Origin of the sequence: Cytobacillus purgationiresistens, from assembly GCF_030813235.1 — a bacterium.
In the GTDB taxonomy this organism is placed as follows: Bacteria; Bacillota; Bacilli; order Bacillales; family Cytobacillaceae; genus Cytobacillus; species Cytobacillus purgationiresistens.
This window is the reverse complement of sequence record NZ_JAUSUB010000002.1, coordinates 1-16,281: the sequence shown is the minus strand read 5'-3', so window position 1 is coordinate 16,281 and position 16,281 is coordinate 1. Positions and strand designations below refer to the sequence as shown.

At 36.2% G+C, this 16,281-nt stretch carries 19 protein-coding genes and 2 pseudogenes; 11 read left to right on the top strand and 10 right to left on the bottom strand.

What is annotated here, in order from left to right:
• Positions 1 to 50: 50 nt before the first annotated feature.
• A complete protein-coding gene (locus tag J2S17_RS02570) occupies positions 51 to 419 on the top strand; it encodes a hypothetical protein (RefSeq protein ID WP_307471629.1) in 369 nt (122 codons plus the stop codon).
• A gap of 38 nt (positions 420 to 457) precedes the next feature.
• On the opposite strand, the gene J2S17_RS02565 is transcribed toward J2S17_RS02570, so the two are convergent.
• Positions 458 to 949, bottom strand: a complete 492-nt coding sequence (locus tag J2S17_RS02565) for an Ltp family lipoprotein (RefSeq protein WP_307471627.1) — start codon at positions 947 to 949, stop codon at positions 458 to 460.
• 364 nt (positions 950 to 1,313) lie between these two features.
• Positions 1,314 to 1,529, bottom strand: coding sequence for a helix-turn-helix domain-containing protein (locus tag J2S17_RS02560; RefSeq protein WP_307471625.1), 216 nt, complete (start codon positions 1,527 to 1,529; stop codon positions 1,314 to 1,316).
• A gap of 70 nt (positions 1,530 to 1,599) precedes the next feature.
• On the opposite strand from J2S17_RS02560, the pseudogene J2S17_RS28795 reads away from it, so the two are divergent.
• From J2S17_RS28795 to J2S17_RS02550, 3 genes and pseudogenes are all read left to right on the top strand, one after another.
• A pseudogene (locus tag J2S17_RS28795) lies at positions 1,600 to 1,749 on the top strand (hypothetical protein); the annotation flags it as partial.
• Between the two features lie 6 nt (positions 1,750 to 1,755).
• Positions 1,756 to 1,941 (top strand): hypothetical protein, encoded by a 186-nt coding sequence (locus J2S17_RS02555; protein WP_307471623.1) that lies wholly within the window; start codon positions 1,756 to 1,758, stop codon positions 1,939 to 1,941.
• A 172-nt stretch (positions 1,942 to 2,113) separates the two neighbouring features.
• Positions 2,114 to 2,389, top strand: coding sequence for a hypothetical protein (locus J2S17_RS02550; protein ID WP_307471622.1), 276 nt, complete (start codon positions 2,114 to 2,116; stop codon positions 2,387 to 2,389).
• A gap of 119 nt (positions 2,390 to 2,508) precedes the next feature.
• Here the strand turns inward: J2S17_RS02550 and J2S17_RS02545 are convergent.
• The 5 genes and pseudogenes from J2S17_RS02545 to J2S17_RS02525 form a co-directional block, all read right to left on the bottom strand.
• Positions 2,509 to 2,963: pseudogene (locus J2S17_RS02545) on the bottom strand (YrhA family protein).
• Between the two features lie 2 nt (positions 2,964 to 2,965).
• Entirely contained in the window at positions 2,966 to 3,517 is a 552-nt protein-coding gene (locus J2S17_RS02540) for an HNH endonuclease signature motif containing protein (protein WP_307471618.1), read from the bottom strand.
• A gap of 86 nt (positions 3,518 to 3,603) precedes the next feature.
• Positions 3,604 to 3,882 (bottom strand): tyrosine-type recombinase/integrase, encoded by a 279-nt coding sequence (locus J2S17_RS02535; protein WP_307471616.1) that lies wholly within the window; start codon positions 3,880 to 3,882, stop codon positions 3,604 to 3,606.
• Between the two features lie 265 nt (positions 3,883 to 4,147).
• Positions 4,148 to 5,008, bottom strand: coding sequence for a DUF2935 domain-containing protein (locus J2S17_RS02530; protein ID WP_307471615.1), 861 nt, complete (start codon positions 5,006 to 5,008; stop codon positions 4,148 to 4,150).
• Between the two features lie 1,606 nt (positions 5,009 to 6,614).
• The gene (locus tag J2S17_RS02525) at positions 6,615 to 6,809 is read right to left on the bottom strand and encodes an alpha/beta-type small acid-soluble spore protein (RefSeq protein ID WP_307471613.1); all 195 of its coding nucleotides are present in this window, start codon (positions 6,807 to 6,809) and stop codon (positions 6,615 to 6,617) included.
• Positions 6,810 to 7,064: 255 nt separating this feature from the next.
• Here J2S17_RS02525 and J2S17_RS02520 point away from each other — a divergent pair, with 255 nt between their 5' ends.
• The 7 genes from J2S17_RS02520 to J2S17_RS02490 all read left to right on the top strand — a co-directional run bounded on the left by J2S17_RS02520 (position 7,065) and on the right by J2S17_RS02490 (position 13,713).
• Positions 7,065 to 8,339 (top strand): ammonium transporter, encoded by a 1,275-nt coding sequence (locus J2S17_RS02520; RefSeq protein ID WP_307471611.1) that lies wholly within the window; start codon positions 7,065 to 7,067, stop codon positions 8,337 to 8,339.
• Between the two features lie 51 nt (positions 8,340 to 8,390).
• Positions 8,391 to 9,368, top strand: a complete 978-nt coding sequence (locus tag J2S17_RS02515; RefSeq protein ID WP_307471609.1) for a DUF294 nucleotidyltransferase-like domain-containing protein — start codon at positions 8,391 to 8,393, stop codon at positions 9,366 to 9,368.
• Entirely contained in the window at positions 9,368 to 10,099 is a 732-nt protein-coding gene (locus J2S17_RS02510; protein WP_307471607.1) for an exonuclease domain-containing protein, read from the top strand. Before J2S17_RS02515 ends, J2S17_RS02510 begins: the two co-directional genes overlap by 1 nt.
• Positions 10,100 to 10,329: 230 nt before the next feature.
• Positions 10,330 to 11,253, top strand: a complete 924-nt coding sequence (locus J2S17_RS02505) for an ABC transporter ATP-binding protein (RefSeq protein ID WP_307471605.1) — start codon at positions 10,330 to 10,332, stop codon at positions 11,251 to 11,253.
• Positions 11,228 to 11,968: an ABC transporter permease gene (locus J2S17_RS02500; RefSeq protein ID WP_307471604.1), complete on the top strand. Its 741-nt coding sequence runs from the start codon at positions 11,228 to 11,230 to the stop codon at positions 11,966 to 11,968. Before J2S17_RS02505 ends, J2S17_RS02500 begins: the two co-directional genes overlap by 26 nt.
• Before the next feature lie 6 nt (positions 11,969 to 11,974).
• Positions 11,975 to 13,111 (top strand): sensor histidine kinase, encoded by a 1,137-nt coding sequence (locus J2S17_RS02495; protein WP_442342037.1) that lies wholly within the window; start codon positions 11,975 to 11,977, stop codon positions 13,109 to 13,111.
• 2 nt (positions 13,112 to 13,113) lie between these two features.
• A complete protein-coding gene (locus tag J2S17_RS02490; protein WP_370874946.1) occupies positions 13,114 to 13,713 on the top strand; it encodes a response regulator transcription factor in 600 nt (199 codons plus the stop codon).
• Positions 13,714 to 13,722: 9 nt separating this feature from the next.
• Here the strand turns inward: J2S17_RS02490 and J2S17_RS02485 are convergent, their stop codons facing one another.
• The 3 genes from J2S17_RS02485 to J2S17_RS02475 form a co-directional block, all read right to left on the bottom strand.
• Complete coding sequence (locus tag J2S17_RS02485) at positions 13,723 to 13,980, bottom strand: helix-turn-helix domain-containing protein (protein ID WP_307471598.1); 258 nt, start codon at positions 13,978 to 13,980, stop codon at positions 13,723 to 13,725.
• A gap of 129 nt (positions 13,981 to 14,109) precedes the next feature.
• Positions 14,110 to 14,349, bottom strand: coding sequence for a YczO family protein (locus J2S17_RS02480; RefSeq protein ID WP_307471596.1), 240 nt, complete (start codon positions 14,347 to 14,349; stop codon positions 14,110 to 14,112).
• A gap of 110 nt (positions 14,350 to 14,459) precedes the next feature.
• Positions 14,460 to 15,893: a carbon starvation CstA family protein gene (locus J2S17_RS02475; RefSeq protein ID WP_307471594.1), complete on the bottom strand. Its 1,434-nt coding sequence runs from the start codon at positions 15,891 to 15,893 to the stop codon at positions 14,460 to 14,462.
• Positions 15,894 to 16,281: the final 388 nt, after the last annotated feature.

The window sequence follows — 16,281 nt, the reverse complement described above, 5'->3', positions numbered from 1 at the left end:
AAGTCCACGAGCATTTAGATTATCTTAAATCAATTGGTGTAGATTCATCTTTGAAAAATAGAGAAAAACTAGCTAAACAGTTTGGAATATCAAATTATTCCGGTAAAGCAGATCAAAATGTGAAGCTGTTGGAATTGATTAAGAAAAATGGAGTTAACAAGCCTGTACAATCAAAACCAAAAGCTAAGAAAGAATATGTTACGCTTCCAGCTTCAGCAAAAACATGGCGTACTTATAAGTTGAATGTGTTTCCTATTGCTAAAAACTCTGATTGGTCTTTGACTCCTTCAGAGTTTGGAGGACTAACTTATGAAATTTTAGGTCGTCCACAAGCTGATGTAGTTACTATTGAAACATCTAAAGGAAAAAGAAATATTTATGTTGCTAAGAGCACTGGAGCAACTATAACTAAGAAATAATAATAAAAGCCCAACTCGTAATGAGTGGGCTTCTTTTTTTATTCTAAATTGTCTACTGCGTATTGCGCTTCTTCTTCTGTAAATTGTTCTCCATGCTCAGATATCAATTGTTCATATATAGCAGAGTTTGACATATTCATAGTTTCAGCGTAAGATTCAGCTTTTTTCAATGCGTTAGCATTCCAATCAAATTCGATATTATCAATTGCATATTGTGCCGCATCTTCTGGAAATCCTTCTCCGTGTTCAGAAGTTAATTGATTATAAATTCCCTTTTTAGACATATGCATTGTTTCTGCGTAAGAATAAGCTTTTTTTAACGCTGATTTGAATTCTCTAGAAACACCATCATCTTCTTCTTTAGGTTCTTCTTTTTTTGCTTCTTCTTTAGGTTCTTCTTTAGTTGTATTAGCAGTCTTCTCACTAGAGTTGGTAGGTGTATCCTCCCCGCCACTAAACATAGCAATAACGATGATTAGTACGATTAAACCAATAAATCCTAAACAGCCTAACTTAAAAAATTTTTTCAATCCAATTTCCCCCTATTATGTAATACGAAATACATACGAATTATATCACAAAAAGATTCAAAATTATGGATTATTTTCCAAAAGAAATAGTTTAATTGTAGGGAAATGGGGTCAGAGTGTTTAGTTTTGACTGTTGATGATGTGAGGTAGGGTGCTTCAAATTTTAAGCAGGGTTAGGTCTACGAGTGACCTGAGCTATGTATTACATAGTCCAGAATACCGACTGTAATATAGTCGGCTCACTCGTTACTGATATTGTAACGACTAAGGGTGTCTGTTAAACCTACTACCTTAAAACACGATGGTTCACCTTGCACCAGTGGTATCGAATTTGGTACTCCACAATAAAACAACCACCAGCGGATTATTGTTGGTGGTTTTGTTCTTTTATATGAACGATTACGTCTTCAATTTTACAATTAAGCTTTTCACATATATAATCAATAACTTTTAATGAAACTGGTTCATCTTTGCTCAATTTTGCAATGGTAGCTGATGAGACTCCAATTGATTCTTGTAAGTCTGATTTGGTCATTTTTAATTTATGTAAAGTTGACATTAACGGAGCATAAGAAATCATCTAATCACCTCTCTATCTTAATTATAAAGGATTTCTTTAAAAAGTTAAAGATAACAATAGTTGGTGGGACTCTGAGAAGGATATACACCATAATAAAGCCATGGAAAAATTTAAACAAAATTCAATGCCAAAGCTTATTGAAGATGAGATTTTAAAACGGAATCCTAATAAAGATCCAAAAGATATAAAAATTGAAGGGGCGCAAAAGGAAATCAATTAATGGAAAATGAAAAGTCTCCGTGAATCTGTGAGAATTGATGCACTTAAATTCGATTCTGATAATAAAATTCCTACGGATATTATCGATTATTTTGTTACTTTACAAGAAGACGATGATGAAGAAGGAACAAAAAGTAAAGAATCAACAATGACCCTTAGAAAAAGAGAAACAATGGCAAGAGATATACAATGAGGATTCTAAAGTTTATCGTGACAATCTTTGTAAACAAATTGAGTTAACTAAGAAGCTTCAGGATGAGGTTAAGAAGCAACAAGAGTTATGTGAAAAATCAATTATAGAATGGCAAGCTTACTGTCCAACAACAAGAAGAATTAAAAGAACAACTAGAGGATTTAACTATTCAATGGGGCGAATTAGAAATTGCTATTCAACGTTACGTTATAATGATACATTCTTAAGTATGATTACTGACATGATGTCTAAGCAAAAAGAGAAACATCTAGAAGGATTACAAAAAGAAATTGAGTCAACCGAGAAGCATTATGATGATTTAATTGAACAGCAGCAAGAACGTTTAAAGCTATTGGATGAAGAAGTCGAGAAAGAGGATCGTCTCGCCAAGCTTCGTGAAATTGATGAAAATGCCCCTCAAATGATGGGCATTTTATATGTGGAGTAGTCTTATTTATAGCACATTAGTAAAAATTGAGCCTATTCCTGTTCATTTAATGTATTTCACTAAATTTCTTGGTGGTTTATTAATCATATTCTCACGTATATTTTATACCATTAATCCGATTACAAAAGTATTGTTTCCAGTGCATCACTCAACATGGAATCAAAATTATCAAATGATTGAATTAAAGTTCCTGAAGGTTTATCAATTTCTACATATATACTTTCTTTTAAGTCGTAACAATACCACGCTGTATCAGAATCTCCAAAAAATATATATTGCTTTTGCCAATCATTTTCATGCCAAATCTCATTAGTCTCTATTAGTCCTTGAACTTCTTCTTCATTATCAAGCAGGACTCCATCAACACCATAGATTACTAGCCCATTAAAGTCTAATCCATTAATTTTCTTTAGTAATTCGATATATGAATTAGGTAATTCAATACTTCCTAACTTCTCCTGTATATTTTGTTTCAATTTTATAATTTCTGTATCTGATGCTGGATTTCTAAGTGAACTTCCATATTTTTTTCAATTTTTTCTATTTCTATCAACAAGTCTTTCCATTGAGACATATTTAATCTTCCCTTCTATCAAACGGTTTTGGTGGATAAATTTCATCCTTAATCATTGGCCAATTTATCGTTTTACTTTTTCCAGAGGTAAGTCCCCTTGTTAGAGAGTTTTGCTCATTAGTAATGGCTTTATGATAAGGGTCATTTGTTATCAATACTAAGTTAGTGAAATCATTTGTTCCACCATCATCTAGAGGTAAATTGTGATGTACTTGCCATCCTTTTGGGTTAAGACCATCTTTCATTCTAGCAATATCATCTTCACTTAATCCAGCTTTTCTAAGATGTTCAACTCTAGTAAGGTCGATAGCAAATTCTTTAAGAAAGTGCTTCTTAACAGAACTATTAAATTCCCTTCTAAGTCTAGCGGTTTCTTCTGGAAGTCTCTTTATATAAATAATTTCTTCTACTTTCACACCTATTAAATGAATTTTTTCTCCTTTTAACGTCCCTATAAAGTGATCATTTTTTACCTTACTCCAAAGAACTAGAGGAAAACAATGAAATAGTTTTGACAGGGTAGAGGTCGCTGGTTCGAACCCAGTCGGAATCATACTGAAACCCTTGATATATCAAGGGTTTTTCTTATGGTTATAAATAGTAATTAACTTTGTAAAAGGAAATGTTGCCGTATTGATTTTTAACCTTTTTTAGAGAACAAATCATTTAGTTTATTTGCCGCTTCATGATCGGCTCTCCGTAAGGCATGTCCATAAGTATTCATTGTAACTTTTATATCTGAATGACCTAATCTTTCAGAGATTATTTTTGCATGGATACCTTGATTGATAAGGAGGGTAGCAGATGTACGTCTTAAATCATGAAGCCTAATAAATCGTACATCTGATTTTTTGTAATCTACGCTACCAGGTAGTAGGGGTAGTGGGGTAGAAGTGAGTACCATTTTCTTTCCATGCATCACCTGCATCTCATTCTTTCCTTCTTCCAGTGTAGTTGAAATGACTTTAGTTCTTGTACTACAGAATAGGAAGGGAGATAAGTCTTTTCGATTTTTTGATTTAGGAGTTTTAAACGATTCGGCATATCCGTGATTTGAACCGGCTTAATGCCGAAAGCTCCGTGTTAAGTAATAAAAAAAGCCCTTCCTTCATATGGGGGCTTTAGAACTGTTAATCAAGTAAAGCACCCTAGATGAAAAATGGTCACAAATAAACCCTATATTCTCAATCCTCTACAAACTTTGTAGTGTGCACATTGGTTGTAAGGTGAGCGTCAAACATATCAATAATTTCAAGGAATCTATCAGCTTCACGGAAAACATGGTCAGCCAATAGTGGATGAATGATGCTCTTTATTTTACATTCCTCAATTAAGTCACGTGCCGTTTTCTTGAAGTCCCTAAGAGATGAAACTGACACACGATTTTGATCTAAGAATTGATCTAAAAGAGGGACTGTTTGAGATTGTGGCTTCATAGATTCTAAGTCCTTTGCTTGATACATTAATTGGTCAAAATCATTACTGAAATTTCGGGCAATATCGATAAGTTTCCTTTCGGACGGATCAAGCAAATGACCAATAAATTTAGCATGGTCAGCCATGATCCTTAAAAAGAAAACATTTTCTTTAATAATCGCATCGGGGAGAGGTTTCAATTTACCTTCATTTAATTCAATTAATCTTTTTCTAAAATAATTTGCTTCTCTACTTGTATGATCAACTAAAAGGGGAAAATTATTTGCCCCTGGCAATTTGCATGCGAGAATTAATCCTAGCACCTTCCGTTTAAATGCGAAAATGTTAGTTGCGGCTTGTTGAACTTCTGAATTAAATCTTCTTATTTGTTCAGGGTCTGCTTGATTGTTAAAAGAATGTGAGGTTTGTTCAATGTGTTCAAATAAACGGTAGAATTGATTAGCCTCTTGGATGAGTTGAGTATCTTCTGCTCTAAAACCTAATCGAAGAAATAAGGAATGCTCTTTCATAATCCTGGACCAAAAATGAATTTCATTTAACGATCGTTCAACAAAAATTTCAGATGTAACACCTGTATCAGCATGTATTAAGTTTTCCTCTCCATTCATTCCAAAACCTCCCTGTAATACTGCTTTCGTTCTATTTTTATTAGCATTGTCATTTAAATATACCAACAACAGAAGTTTAGAGTTGCAACGATAATAATCTATAGGAAAACCTGAACAAGTTTTCTAAAGGGGCTTTTTTGGTTTTCTATAATACCTTTTTACTGCAATTTCCTTTGCTTTGTCTAAACCTGTATGGATTCCTTTTACGATAATATTTTTTTGAGGGTTGTCTTCGTTGCTTAATTCGAGGTATACCTCATACTTATTTGGGTAAATCAAAATAACATAATTTAATACAACTCTACTGGACTAACTATAAAACCTACTATATAATCTGTGAATCCTTTGTCAATATTTCTATTATCAATTAAGCAATCCAATTTTGATTCCAATTAATCATATCCCTCCTATGTATATTATTTTTTGTTATAGTTCAAAGTTACTCTGTGGAAATAAAAAAATTAGCTTTCATAAAGAAGTGGTGAAATTCGGATTATTTTTATATAAGGATTTGTAATCATCATCATTTTTCATGAAAAATTACTCCATTTTAATAATCCCTACCGATGGTAAACTCTCGTGTAATCATCATAAACCCCACCTTTTTCCTTTCCGTTTACACAACACAAATAAAAAACTCTCTATTCATTATAGAGAGCAGTTGACGTTAATATAGTGGCTGCGAGTTTTGGCATGCAGGGAATCTGTTTATATTCTGGATCAAGTTAAAATCGCATTGTTTTAAGGCGCATTGTGTTTGATATAAATATTCAATAACAAGAAGTTTGCCATTAGATACTCCGATTGGCTTACCAATTAAGTACCTTATCAGGGCATTGTCATCACTCCTTCAAGAGTTTATTATGACTTTCGACGGAAGGGTGCTTGTGAAAATGAGAAGTATTCTACAAAGTTCTAATTCTTAAGGCTTGATAACATTTAAATGAATCTTTGTATTATAAGCATTGGCCTTAGTAAAAAAGCTAGGGGATGGATAACTTAATCGATTTTTCGTAAGGTTTTAATTGTTTTCTATAATAATGTTTGTTTTCCACAAGTTAATGGAAAATGAAAGTGATTTTTCGTTTCATATAGAGAAGCTAAATAGTTGTTTCTAAAATAATATCAGATTAGCATTATTATATAATTTGTTTCTTCATTATAAATTTCTTTGTATCTAAAATGTTGGATATGCCCCGGAAGCAAGGGACATAGTAATCTGATGATCACATTCACATACTTTATTTTTCAGCTTGGGTGGAAAATCCAGCAACGAGGCAGAGGCGCTTGATTTCAAATGTTTTTGTAGAGGCATCAACATTGCCAACGAATATCAAGTAAGAAGCTACTTTTTATTTAAAAGAAGCAGAGGTCTACTCATGAAACTGAAGAGTTATTTGGTGAACGACATGATGTAATTAGAAGGGGTGAAGATCAACGGAAAATTGCTTCACGTACGATCTTTCCTGATCAAGCTGTAATCCAACAATAAATATGAGTATGTTTCTGTAAGAGAAAACCATTGGGGTTCATTGTGAACCTCGGTGGTTATTTTATGTTAAAGGGAGAAAGAGGCTAGCTTAGAGCCTCTTTCCTTTTGAGCGTTCTATTGCTTTTGCTGATTGCGGAGCTGCTGCTCGCCCATTGCAACAAGGCGTTTTGTCATTTCTCCGCCAACAGAACCATTTGCACGTGCGGTTGTTTCTGCTCCAAGCTGTACATCAAACTCTTGAGCAATTTCTTGCTTCATTTGATCCAATACATTTTCTGCACCGGGTACTAAAAGTTTGTTTCTTGCCATGGATACATCACTCCCGACTTACAATTTTGAGCAATAGGTCTATCGCTCGTCTTTAAGGTTTCCGAATGTAAGGGCTATCATTCATGTAGGAAAATAATAATGTTAAAAATAGTAACTAAATTTTCTAAAAAATACAAAAACAGCATTGACTTATATGGATTTTGCGATAAAATAAAAATATCTTAAGTGATGTTATATTATCTAACATCAGATGGTTAAAATGTATGACGTGAAAAGATCAAAGGGGGAGAATGGATGGAAGATGTAACTTTCTTGATGAATAGCTTATGGACTATGATTGCAGCAATTTTAGTTATTTTTATGATTGGAGGATTTATTCTTCTTGAAGCGGGTTCCACAAGAATGAAGAATGCCGGCCATATTGCAGGTAAAACAATATTCTCTGTGGGGTTAACATTTTTAGTTTTTTGGGCGGTAGGTTATGGATTCATCTTTGGAGGCAATGGGAATTTCTTGGTTGGAATGACTGATTTCTTCTTCTCAGGCCAGGAAAGTGGCGCATCTGATCTATCGGATTCCGTTTTCTTTGTTTTCCAAAGTGCTTTTGCTGCGATTGCCGTCTGTATCGCACTTGGCGGTTTCGCAGAACGTGCTAAGTTTCCGGTGTATGTAGGGTTCACGATTCTTTTCGCAACATTTGTATATCCAGTTGTAGCACATTGGATTTGGGGCGGCGGCTGGCTTGCGGAGCATGGCAAGCAGGACTTCGCAGGGTCCACGGTTGTTCATTTAACTGGTGCTATGGCGGCATTGGCAGCTACGATCTTACTCAAACCAAGAATTGGGAAATATAATAAAGATGGTTCAGCAAACAATCTTGCTGGTCATAACCAAGTATATACAACACTTGCGGTCCTGATTTTATGGGTAGGCTGGTTCGGATTTAATGCAGGTAGTACAGTATCTGTAGAAGATGCATTCTTTGGTTATGTTGCACTAAACACCAATTTAGCTGCAGCAGTTGGTGCAGTTGCGGCATTGGCTATTTCTTGGATGGTTCTAGGAAAATCTGATATCGTTACAACTTTAAACGGTGCATTGGCAGGATTAGTTGCTATTACGGCATCCTGTGCCTTTGTAGAACCTTGGGCAGCAGTTGTTATCGGACTTGTTGCAGGGCTCCTTGTGTTTTATAGCATGAGATTCTTTGATAAAATGAAAATTGACGATCCGATTTTTGCACTTTCTGTCCATGGAACAGCAGGAGTATGGGGTACATTATCCACTGGGTTTTTCGCTACACCAGAATTAGCTACAGTAGGTAATCCTGGTTTATTTTACGGCGGAGGATTTACTCAGCTTGGTGTGCAAGCATTAGGTGTTTTCACTTCCGGACTATTTGCATTCGTTGTTTCATTCATCATCCTATTTGCACTTAAGAAATTAATGAATGGTCTGCGGGTGACTGAAGAGGAAGAAATCATAGGTCTAGATATAAGTGAGCATGGAAACTATGGTTACCCTGAAGAGTTCTTAACAAAAGAAAATGCGAAAAAATTAACATCATGATTATGTAGCCTCCTTCTAATAGGGGGCTTTTATTTAAAAGGAAGTGAATGGTTGGCTAAAAACTTTGAATCATACGAGGAAATTAAAAAATGGCGGGATGAAGAGATTCGTTTGCGTAGTTCGGATACAACTTCATTAAATCAATTTCACGATGAAGTCATGAAGGCGGTCTACGCGTTAGCTTCCAAAACAATAAGGAGCGAGGCACCTTGTAAATTTGCCTGGTTTGTTACTGGAAGTGGCGGCAGAGGCGAACAAGGTCTAGTAAGTGATCAAGACCATGGAATCGTATATGAAAAAGGGGATAAACATATAGACACATATTTTGCTGATTTGGGTAAAGAGCTGTCAGATGGTTTAAATACAGCCGGCTATCCTTATTGTGAAGGGAAAGTGATGAGCAGTAACCCTATATGGTGTAAGCCGATTGACGAGTGGAGAAAGCAGTTAATTTATTGGATGGACGAGGGGAGCTGGGCGACGATTCGAAGCCTGCAAATTTTCTATGATGCAAGAGTCTTAATCGGTGAGGCGGATTTCATTAATATAATGAAGGAAGACGTCCATCAATATGAAAATGAGCACCCCAATCTGTTAAAAAGATTGCTTGATAATGTGAGACATATTAAAAATTCTATTGGTCCACTAGGGCAAATTCTTACTGAGGATAAGGGCAAGTATAGTGGCAGCATCGATTTAAAATATGCAGCTTTCATTCCATATGTCAATGGAATTCGTCTGTTGTCCTTAAAAGAGGGGATGAAAGAAACATCCACAATCAGGCGGATGGATGCATTGTTGCAGCTAAAACCATATAATCAAGGTTTAAAAAAATATAAAGAAAGCTTCACTGATTTACTAACCTATCGGCTTTCGTTAATGAATGATGTTGAATCCTATGATGATGCACATCATTTATTTATTAAAGATCTAGATAAGAGAAGTAAAAAGGATATGAAGCAAATTCTTAAAAATGGCAAAAAGCTTCATCAGTATGTGGCAGAACTTATTGAACAGGGTGTTAAATAATGGCATTTGAACCTTTTTTTCAATTTGTCCGAGGAATTCAAGGGAAGCTAAATAACAATCGCTTTGGAGGTCTGCAAACGCATAATTCTCAGCATATGGCTTTTATAAGGCAGCTGCAGCGGGAGTTAATTGAAGATGATGTCATGTCGAAGCCAATAGAAAGAATAAATGCAGTTGTATTTGATATTGAAACAACGGGCTTTTATCCTGATAAAGGCGACCAAATCATTTCCATTGGAGCTGTTAAAATCATTGATGGAGAAATGGCGGAAGATGAAACATTTTATTCGTTGGTCCAGTATGAAGGGGAGCTGTCTGAAGAGATAGAAGCCTTAACAGGAATAAATGGGAGCGATCTGGTTGATGCTCCAAGTCTCTCAGATGTTCTAGTTGAATTTTTTCAATTTGTTAAGGAATCGCCATTGATTGCCCATCATTCAAGCCATGAAAAAAGATTTATGCAGCATGCTTCTTGGTCAATCTTTCGTACTTCCTTCAAACATCGCCTATTTGATACTTCCTTTTTATATCGTTTAATAGAACCACAAGGAATATCAATTAAACTTGAAGATTTCTGTGAGAAAAACGATATTCAAATCGTCGATCGTCATCATGCGTTAGGAGATGCGAAATTAACCGCTCAATTATGGCTATGTTATGTAAAAAAAGTTCACGCTCTCGGTTGTCAGCATATGAAGGATGTGTATGAGAGAATTGCGAAGCTACCTTAATAACAGTGTAAACAAAATACACAAAGGATTTGATAAATCCTTTGTGTATTTTTTATGAAAAAAAGATGAGGATTTGCTTTTTCTAGAGAACCAAGTAAAGATGTCTGGGTACAATGTTCCTTCTTTTCATTTGAAATGACTTTTGTCATGTTGAAGTCATGACAAAATCCACTAATCTCTCCGATACTTTCATAATAAACTGAAAGTAGAACTTTTGGAGGTGAACATCGGTGGAAGCGATAATTAAACTCACTGAAATAACGAAGAAATTTAAGGATAGAGTAGCGGTTGACCAGGTGTCGACTGTGATTGAGCAGGGTGAATTAGTGGCAATTTTAGGTCCTAATGGCGCGGGAAAATCAACAACTATAATGATGATGCTTGGACTGCTGGAGCCCTCCAGTGGAAAAGTGGAAGTGTTTCAATCTCATCCGAAAGAGAAAAGAGTACGTTCCTTAATAGGAGCTATGCTCCAAGAAGTAAGTATCATTGATGCACTTACAGTAAAGGAGGTTATTCAGCTTTTTAGAAGCTACTATCCAGCACCCATGTCGTTCGACGAGCTCGTTAATTTAACTGGATTGGAGGAAAAGGATCTTAGTAAAAGAGCGGAAAAGCTTTCAGGCGGACAAAAGCGCAGACTTAGTTTTGCGCTAGCATTAGCCGGTGATCCCTATTTATTATTCTTTGATGAACCTACAGTAGGGATGGATACGATTTCAAGAAAGAGATTTTGGCTGACGATACAAGAGCTAAACCGAAGAGGAAAAACGATTATTTTTACTACCCACTATTTGCAGGAGGCAGATGATATCGCGAAGAGAATCTTACTTTTTAATGAAGGGAAAATCATTGAAGATGGAACACCAGCTGACATCAAAAGAAAATTAACCGTATCATCCGTGTCATTTGTCGTAAACGATCTCGCCTCATTAGCCTGGTTAAAGAGCCTTCCTTATGTAACAAAAGTTGTTGAAAAGGATGGAAGAATCTATGTGGAGACTGAACAAACAGATGAAGTCCTCACCGCTTTGTTTGCAGGAGAACATAAAGTCAGAGGAATAGAAATCCATCGTGGGCGATTGGACGAAGCCTATGAACAATTGACAAGAAAGGATGATCTGCAAGATGAATCCAGTATTGATGCAATGTAAGATAGAGGTGTTGAGAATTATTAGGAATCCATATTTTGTCTTTTGGTCTTTGTTCATGCCCATTTTATTTTACTTTATTTTCACTAAGATTTTTAATGTAGGGGGTGCCGATCAGCAGGAATGGCAGGCCCATTATTTAATGTCAATGGCGACCTTTAGTGTAATGGGCTCAGCAATCATGACGCTTGGTATTCGCCTTGTTGAAGAACGATCGAAGGGCTGGTCGATGTTTATGAGGCTGACTCCGCTTTCAGATATTTCGTATTTCTTTGCGAAAATGGTCGGTCAAACGGTTATTCATGTTCTGTCTATCACGGTCATTTTTACCGTTGGGGCACTAATTAATGGTGTATCTTTGACGATAGGGCAATGGTTATTGAGTGGTATATGGATCTTGTTAGGTTCCTTCCCGTTTTTAGCATTAGGTGTATTGGTAGGTGCGATGAAAAAAGTAGATACTGCTTCCGGTGTAAGTAATGTCATCTATATGGGGCTCGCGATAGTCGGTGGTATGTGGATGCCGATAGATGTGATGCCATCCTTTATCCAAGCCATTTCAAAGTGGATTCCTTCCTTTCATTTTGGCAGTGGGGCATGGGAGATTGTTAGAGGTAACTATCCCTCTTTACTAAATATTGCGATTCTAATAGGGTATCTCTTCATATTTGTTGTATTATCATTGTATATTAGAAGAAAACAAGAAGTGGCGGTGTAAAGTTAAATGGGTAAGAAAACAAGTTTTAGACTTTTTCCTGTAAAATATGGTTTTTTTCCGTATGTATTTCTTTTATACCTTTTAATGCCAGCGTATTATATTGCGGATGAAACCGATTGGAAAATGGTTGCAGGCTTTGGGATGCTCTTTTTATTCCTTCTTTCTTACCGACAGCTTTATTTTACCTTGGCTACCAATGAGAGGTTTACAGGCTGGCTGGTCCTTCAAATTGTAATTATTCTTGTTCTATCAATCTTCTATCATTTTAATAACTTATTAATGGGCTTCTTTACTGCCAATTTTATTGGCTGGTATCGAGAGAAAAGGACTTTTTATATCGCCCTAACATTATTTGGAATTGCGCTTGTTACTCCCATCATCATTCATTTCAATCAATTAATTAATGGTGCTTATTATTTACTCATCATGATTGTGGTTATGATGATCTCTCCGTTTGGCATCCGGTCGATGAATAGTAAAATGGAACTGGAGCAGAAGCTCGATGAAGCAAATGAGCAAATCGAAGCGCTGGTTAAAAGGGAAGAAAGAATGCGCATTGCCAGGGACTTGCATGATACATTAGGACATACATTATCATTGATTACTTTAAAGTCACAGCTGGTTGTGAAGATGATGGATAAAGATATTGGTGGTGCGAAGAGGGAAGCGAAGGAAATTGAAAGAACATCCCGAATTGCTCTACAGCAAGTAAGAGAACTTGTGTCAGACATGCGAACAATTACTATTTCAGAGGTTTTGCTAGAATCGGAAGATATATTGGAAACAGCAAATATATCTTCTGAAATAAATATCGCAGCGAATCTGGATGATATCCCGAGCATTACTCAAAATATCCTCGCGATGTGTGTGCGTGAAGGGGTTACCAATGTAGTTAAACATAGCAATGCAAAAAAATGTTCAATTACATGTAAGGAATATGAAGGGAAAATTAAAATCATCATTAAAGATGATGGTAATGGGATGAAATGTGATAAAGAAAAAGGGAATGGTATTAAGGGAATGTCTGAAAGACTTGAGCTAATAGACGGAGATTTTAGCCTATCTTCCATTTCCGGGTCAGGGATGGTGCTAAGGGTGACTGTGCCTGTTATTAAACAAGAAAGGAAGGAGGGTGCATCGTGACAATTAGGGTTATTATTGGTGAAGATCAGCGGATGCTAAGAGGAGCGCTTGGCTCCCTTTTGAATTTTGAAGAGGATATAGAGGTAATTGGTCAAGCGGAAAATGGCAAGGAAGTTGAGCGTTTAATCAATCAGCTTAAACCGGATGTTTGCTTATTGGATATTGAGATGCCATTAAAAAGTGGATTGGAGGTAGCGGAGGAGTTGAATCATCAAAACTGTCCATGTAAAATCATCATTCTCACAACTTTTGCTAGATCTGGCTATTTTGAACGAGCGTTGAAATCGAATGTGCATGGGTATTTATTAAAGGATGGATCCAGTGATGAACTTGCTGAATCGATTCGAAACGTGATGAAGGGCAAGAGAGAGTTTGCACCTGAACTTATATTTGGCAGCGTAAAAGAGGAAAATCCCTTGACTGACAGAGAGCGAGAAGTATTAAAGATGGTGGCTGCTGGAATGACCGCGAAAGAAGTTTCCGCGCACCTGTATTTGTCTGTCGGGACGGTGCGCAATTATATGTCGGAAATTATCAATAAATTACAGGTTAAGAACCGAATTGAAGCCATATCTAAAGCGGAAAAGAAGGGGTGGATGTAATCAGGCTATCTACATAAATGGAGGTATGCCTTTACTAAATTCTGAAACAAGAGTTGAAATGGACTGTATTTGCTGGTCATCCAAATCAAAGGCTGTCTTTACTTTATGCTCGAGATCTGATGTAACTCTTCTTTTGCCAACCTCTACTAAAGCAATGAGAGAAAAGCTGCAGCTTACGATTCTAGCAAAGTCGCGCTGTGTCATATTATAGCTATTTCTTAAAAATTTTATAACGTCCTTATTCATATTCTTACTCAGTTTTTTCACCTGCTCCGTTGCATAATCTTACTATGCTTTACTATAAAATTAGCATTCTTATTAGTTGTTTGTCAAAATTATAAAGATAGTAACAGGAAATGACCAGTTGTTAAACAGCTGGTCACCATGCATGTTTTGCTATTTAATTATTTTTTTCTTCTTGCTGGTTTCAAAGTCAACTTTATATTTTTCTTGAGTAGAGGAATTATTTTTTTGCTGTTTTCCATTTGCTTCCTCTTTGTTTTCTTGCTTTAAGTCTTCCATGGGAAGCGGGTCAACATTTTTTTCTTCTTGAGACGAATCGAATAAACTTTTCTTATTTGTTTTATATTGTTCGGGATGATCCATTTGGCTTTCTTTATTTATTTTCTTATTCATTTCCAATCACTTCCTTAGGTCTGCCTTTACTTATCATTACCCTGTTAAAAATGATGGAAACATAAAAGGGAATGTTCCAATGAATGAACAGCCCCTTTTATGTTTCTATTTTATGCAGCTTTTATTGTTGGCGTATTTTTTAGTTTATGAGCCTGAATGATTTTGCGAATATACCAAATAATAACAATGATTGTAATGATTGTACCAATTACGAGAGAAATCCCGTATGACAGTTGGAACCCTTCTGGTGCATAGAAGATATATGTACCAGCAACACCCGTCATGAAAATGGCCGGCAAGCCGCAAATCCAATGGAATTTACGATGATTCAAGAGGAATACCGTTGCAGTCCAAAGCATAATCGTAGCAGATAGCTGGTTTGTCCATCCTACGTACCTCCAAAGGAATGAATAATCAATGGTTGCAAGTAGGAAAGTAGGGACACTTACAATGCCAGTCACTAAAAAAATCTTCGCTTTACCTTCAAACTTTAAGAATCTCGAAAGCATATCAGATAAAAGCATCCTTGAGGATCTCAATGCTGTGTCACCTGTGGTAACTGGTAACAGGATGACACAGATAATAGCTAAAACTCCACCCATTGTACCTAAAAGGGAAGTAGAGATATCATTGACAACGCCTGCAGGGCCTCCGAGGGCTAAAGCATCCTGAAGACCAGCAGTACCGCCAAAGAAGGTCATACCAGCTGCAGCCCATATTAGTGCTATGGCACCTTCGCCTATCATTGCTCCGTAGAATACTTTTCTGCCATCTGATTCCTTTTGCAAGGTTTTAGCGACAATAGGACTTTGTGTAGCATGGAAACCTGAGATGGCCCCACAAGTTATTGTTACCATTAATAAAGGCCAAATTGGCAATTCGCCTGGATGAAGGTTTTCTAAAGTAATATTAGGTATTGCTTTGCCATCAAACATAAGAGCAACGGCAATAGCTGCAGCCATAAAAATCAAAATAACTCCTAATAAAGGATAAATCTTTGCAATAATTTTATTAATTGGAAGCACGGCAACCAAAATAAAATAGCAAAACACTAGAAGTAGTGCCATTGTAAAACTAATTGGAGAAATACTTGATATTAATTGTGCTGGACTTGCAGTAAAGGCAGCTGCTACTAAAATCATTAACACGATAGATAAAACATTTACAAATGCCTTTACTCCATTTCCAAGATAACGTCCGACGATGCTGGGGAATTGTTCGCCTTTATGTTTCACAGAAAGCATGCCTGAAAAGTAATCGTGCACTGCTCCTGCAAAGATGGATCCAACAACAATCCAAATAAAGGCTACTGGACCATATAGTGCACCCATTAATGCTCCGAAGATTGGACCTGTCCCAGCAATGTTAATCAGCTGAATTAAACTTCCTTTCCATGAACTTAGTGGAACGTAGTCCATACCGTCTTGTTCTGTGTAAGCTGGTGTCTTCTTGCTGTCATCAATTCCAAAGACCTTTTCAACTACTTTGGAATATACAAAATAGCCAATGATGAGCAAAATAAATGCTCCTAACAAAGTAATCATGTCTGTTCCTCCTGATGAAATATAATTCTGAAACTTAAGAATATAGAAAGTATTTTATAGACAAAAGTAAACTAAATCAATAGTTTTTTCAGAAAAATATTATTTTTAAATAATTTTTCTGGTTTGTAACGCTCTATAAGCTTTCATCATAAAGTGCTATAAGGTCTTCGATTAAAGAGGATTTTAGTATTTTTAAATGAATAAGTGATATCCTGAGCTTTTTCCAAATATATAGATAAGAAGTTATTAGTTAAGTTAGTTTCAGGTAGGAACATTCCGCATTCTAATCAGTTCAGCTGCAGGGCCTAGCCCCTCGAGGTCATAAGCCACATAGGAATTGGAGGCGAAACCCAACCTCCATTTCCTATGCGTCTTATGCTTGTCGGGG

Coding starts and splice junctions, on each gene's coding strand:
- J2S17_RS02475 (WP_307471594.1), bottom strand. CDS start 15,893: ATGATTACTTTGTTAGGAGCATTTATTTTGCTCATCATTGGCTATTTT.
- J2S17_RS02520 (WP_307471611.1), top strand. CDS start 7,065: ATGGAAGATGTAACTTTCTTGATGAATAGCTTATGGACTATGATTGCA.
- J2S17_RS02530 (WP_307471615.1), bottom strand. CDS start 5,008: ATGAATGGAGAGGAAAACTTAATACATGCTGATACAGGTGTTACATCT.
- J2S17_RS02525 (WP_307471613.1), bottom strand. CDS start 6,809: ATGGCAAGAAACAAACTTTTAGTACCCGGTGCAGAAAATGTATTGGAT.
- J2S17_RS02535 (WP_307471616.1), bottom strand. CDS start 3,882: ATGCATGGAAAGAAAATGGTACTCACTTCTACCCCACTACCCCTACTA.
- J2S17_RS02480 (WP_307471596.1), bottom strand. CDS start 14,349: ATGAATAAGAAAATAAATAAAGAAAGCCAAATGGATCATCCCGAACAA.
- J2S17_RS02500 (WP_307471604.1), top strand. CDS start 11,228: ATGAATCCAGTATTGATGCAATGTAAGATAGAGGTGTTGAGAATTATT.
- J2S17_RS02550 (WP_307471622.1), top strand. CDS start 2,114: ATGGGGCGAATTAGAAATTGCTATTCAACGTTACGTTATAATGATACA.
- J2S17_RS02540 (WP_307471618.1), bottom strand. CDS start 3,517: ATGATTCCGACTGGGTTCGAACCAGCGACCTCTACCCTGTCAAAACTA.
- J2S17_RS02555 (WP_307471623.1), top strand. CDS start 1,756: ATGAAAAGTCTCCGTGAATCTGTGAGAATTGATGCACTTAAATTCGAT.
- J2S17_RS02495 (WP_442342037.1), top strand. CDS start 11,975: ATGGGTAAGAAAACAAGTTTTAGACTTTTTCCTGTAAAATATGGTTTT.
- J2S17_RS02510 (WP_307471607.1), top strand. CDS start 9,368: ATGGCATTTGAACCTTTTTTTCAATTTGTCCGAGGAATTCAAGGGAAG.
- J2S17_RS02560 (WP_307471625.1), bottom strand. CDS start 1,529: ATGATTTCTTATGCTCCGTTAATGTCAACTTTACATAAATTAAAAATG.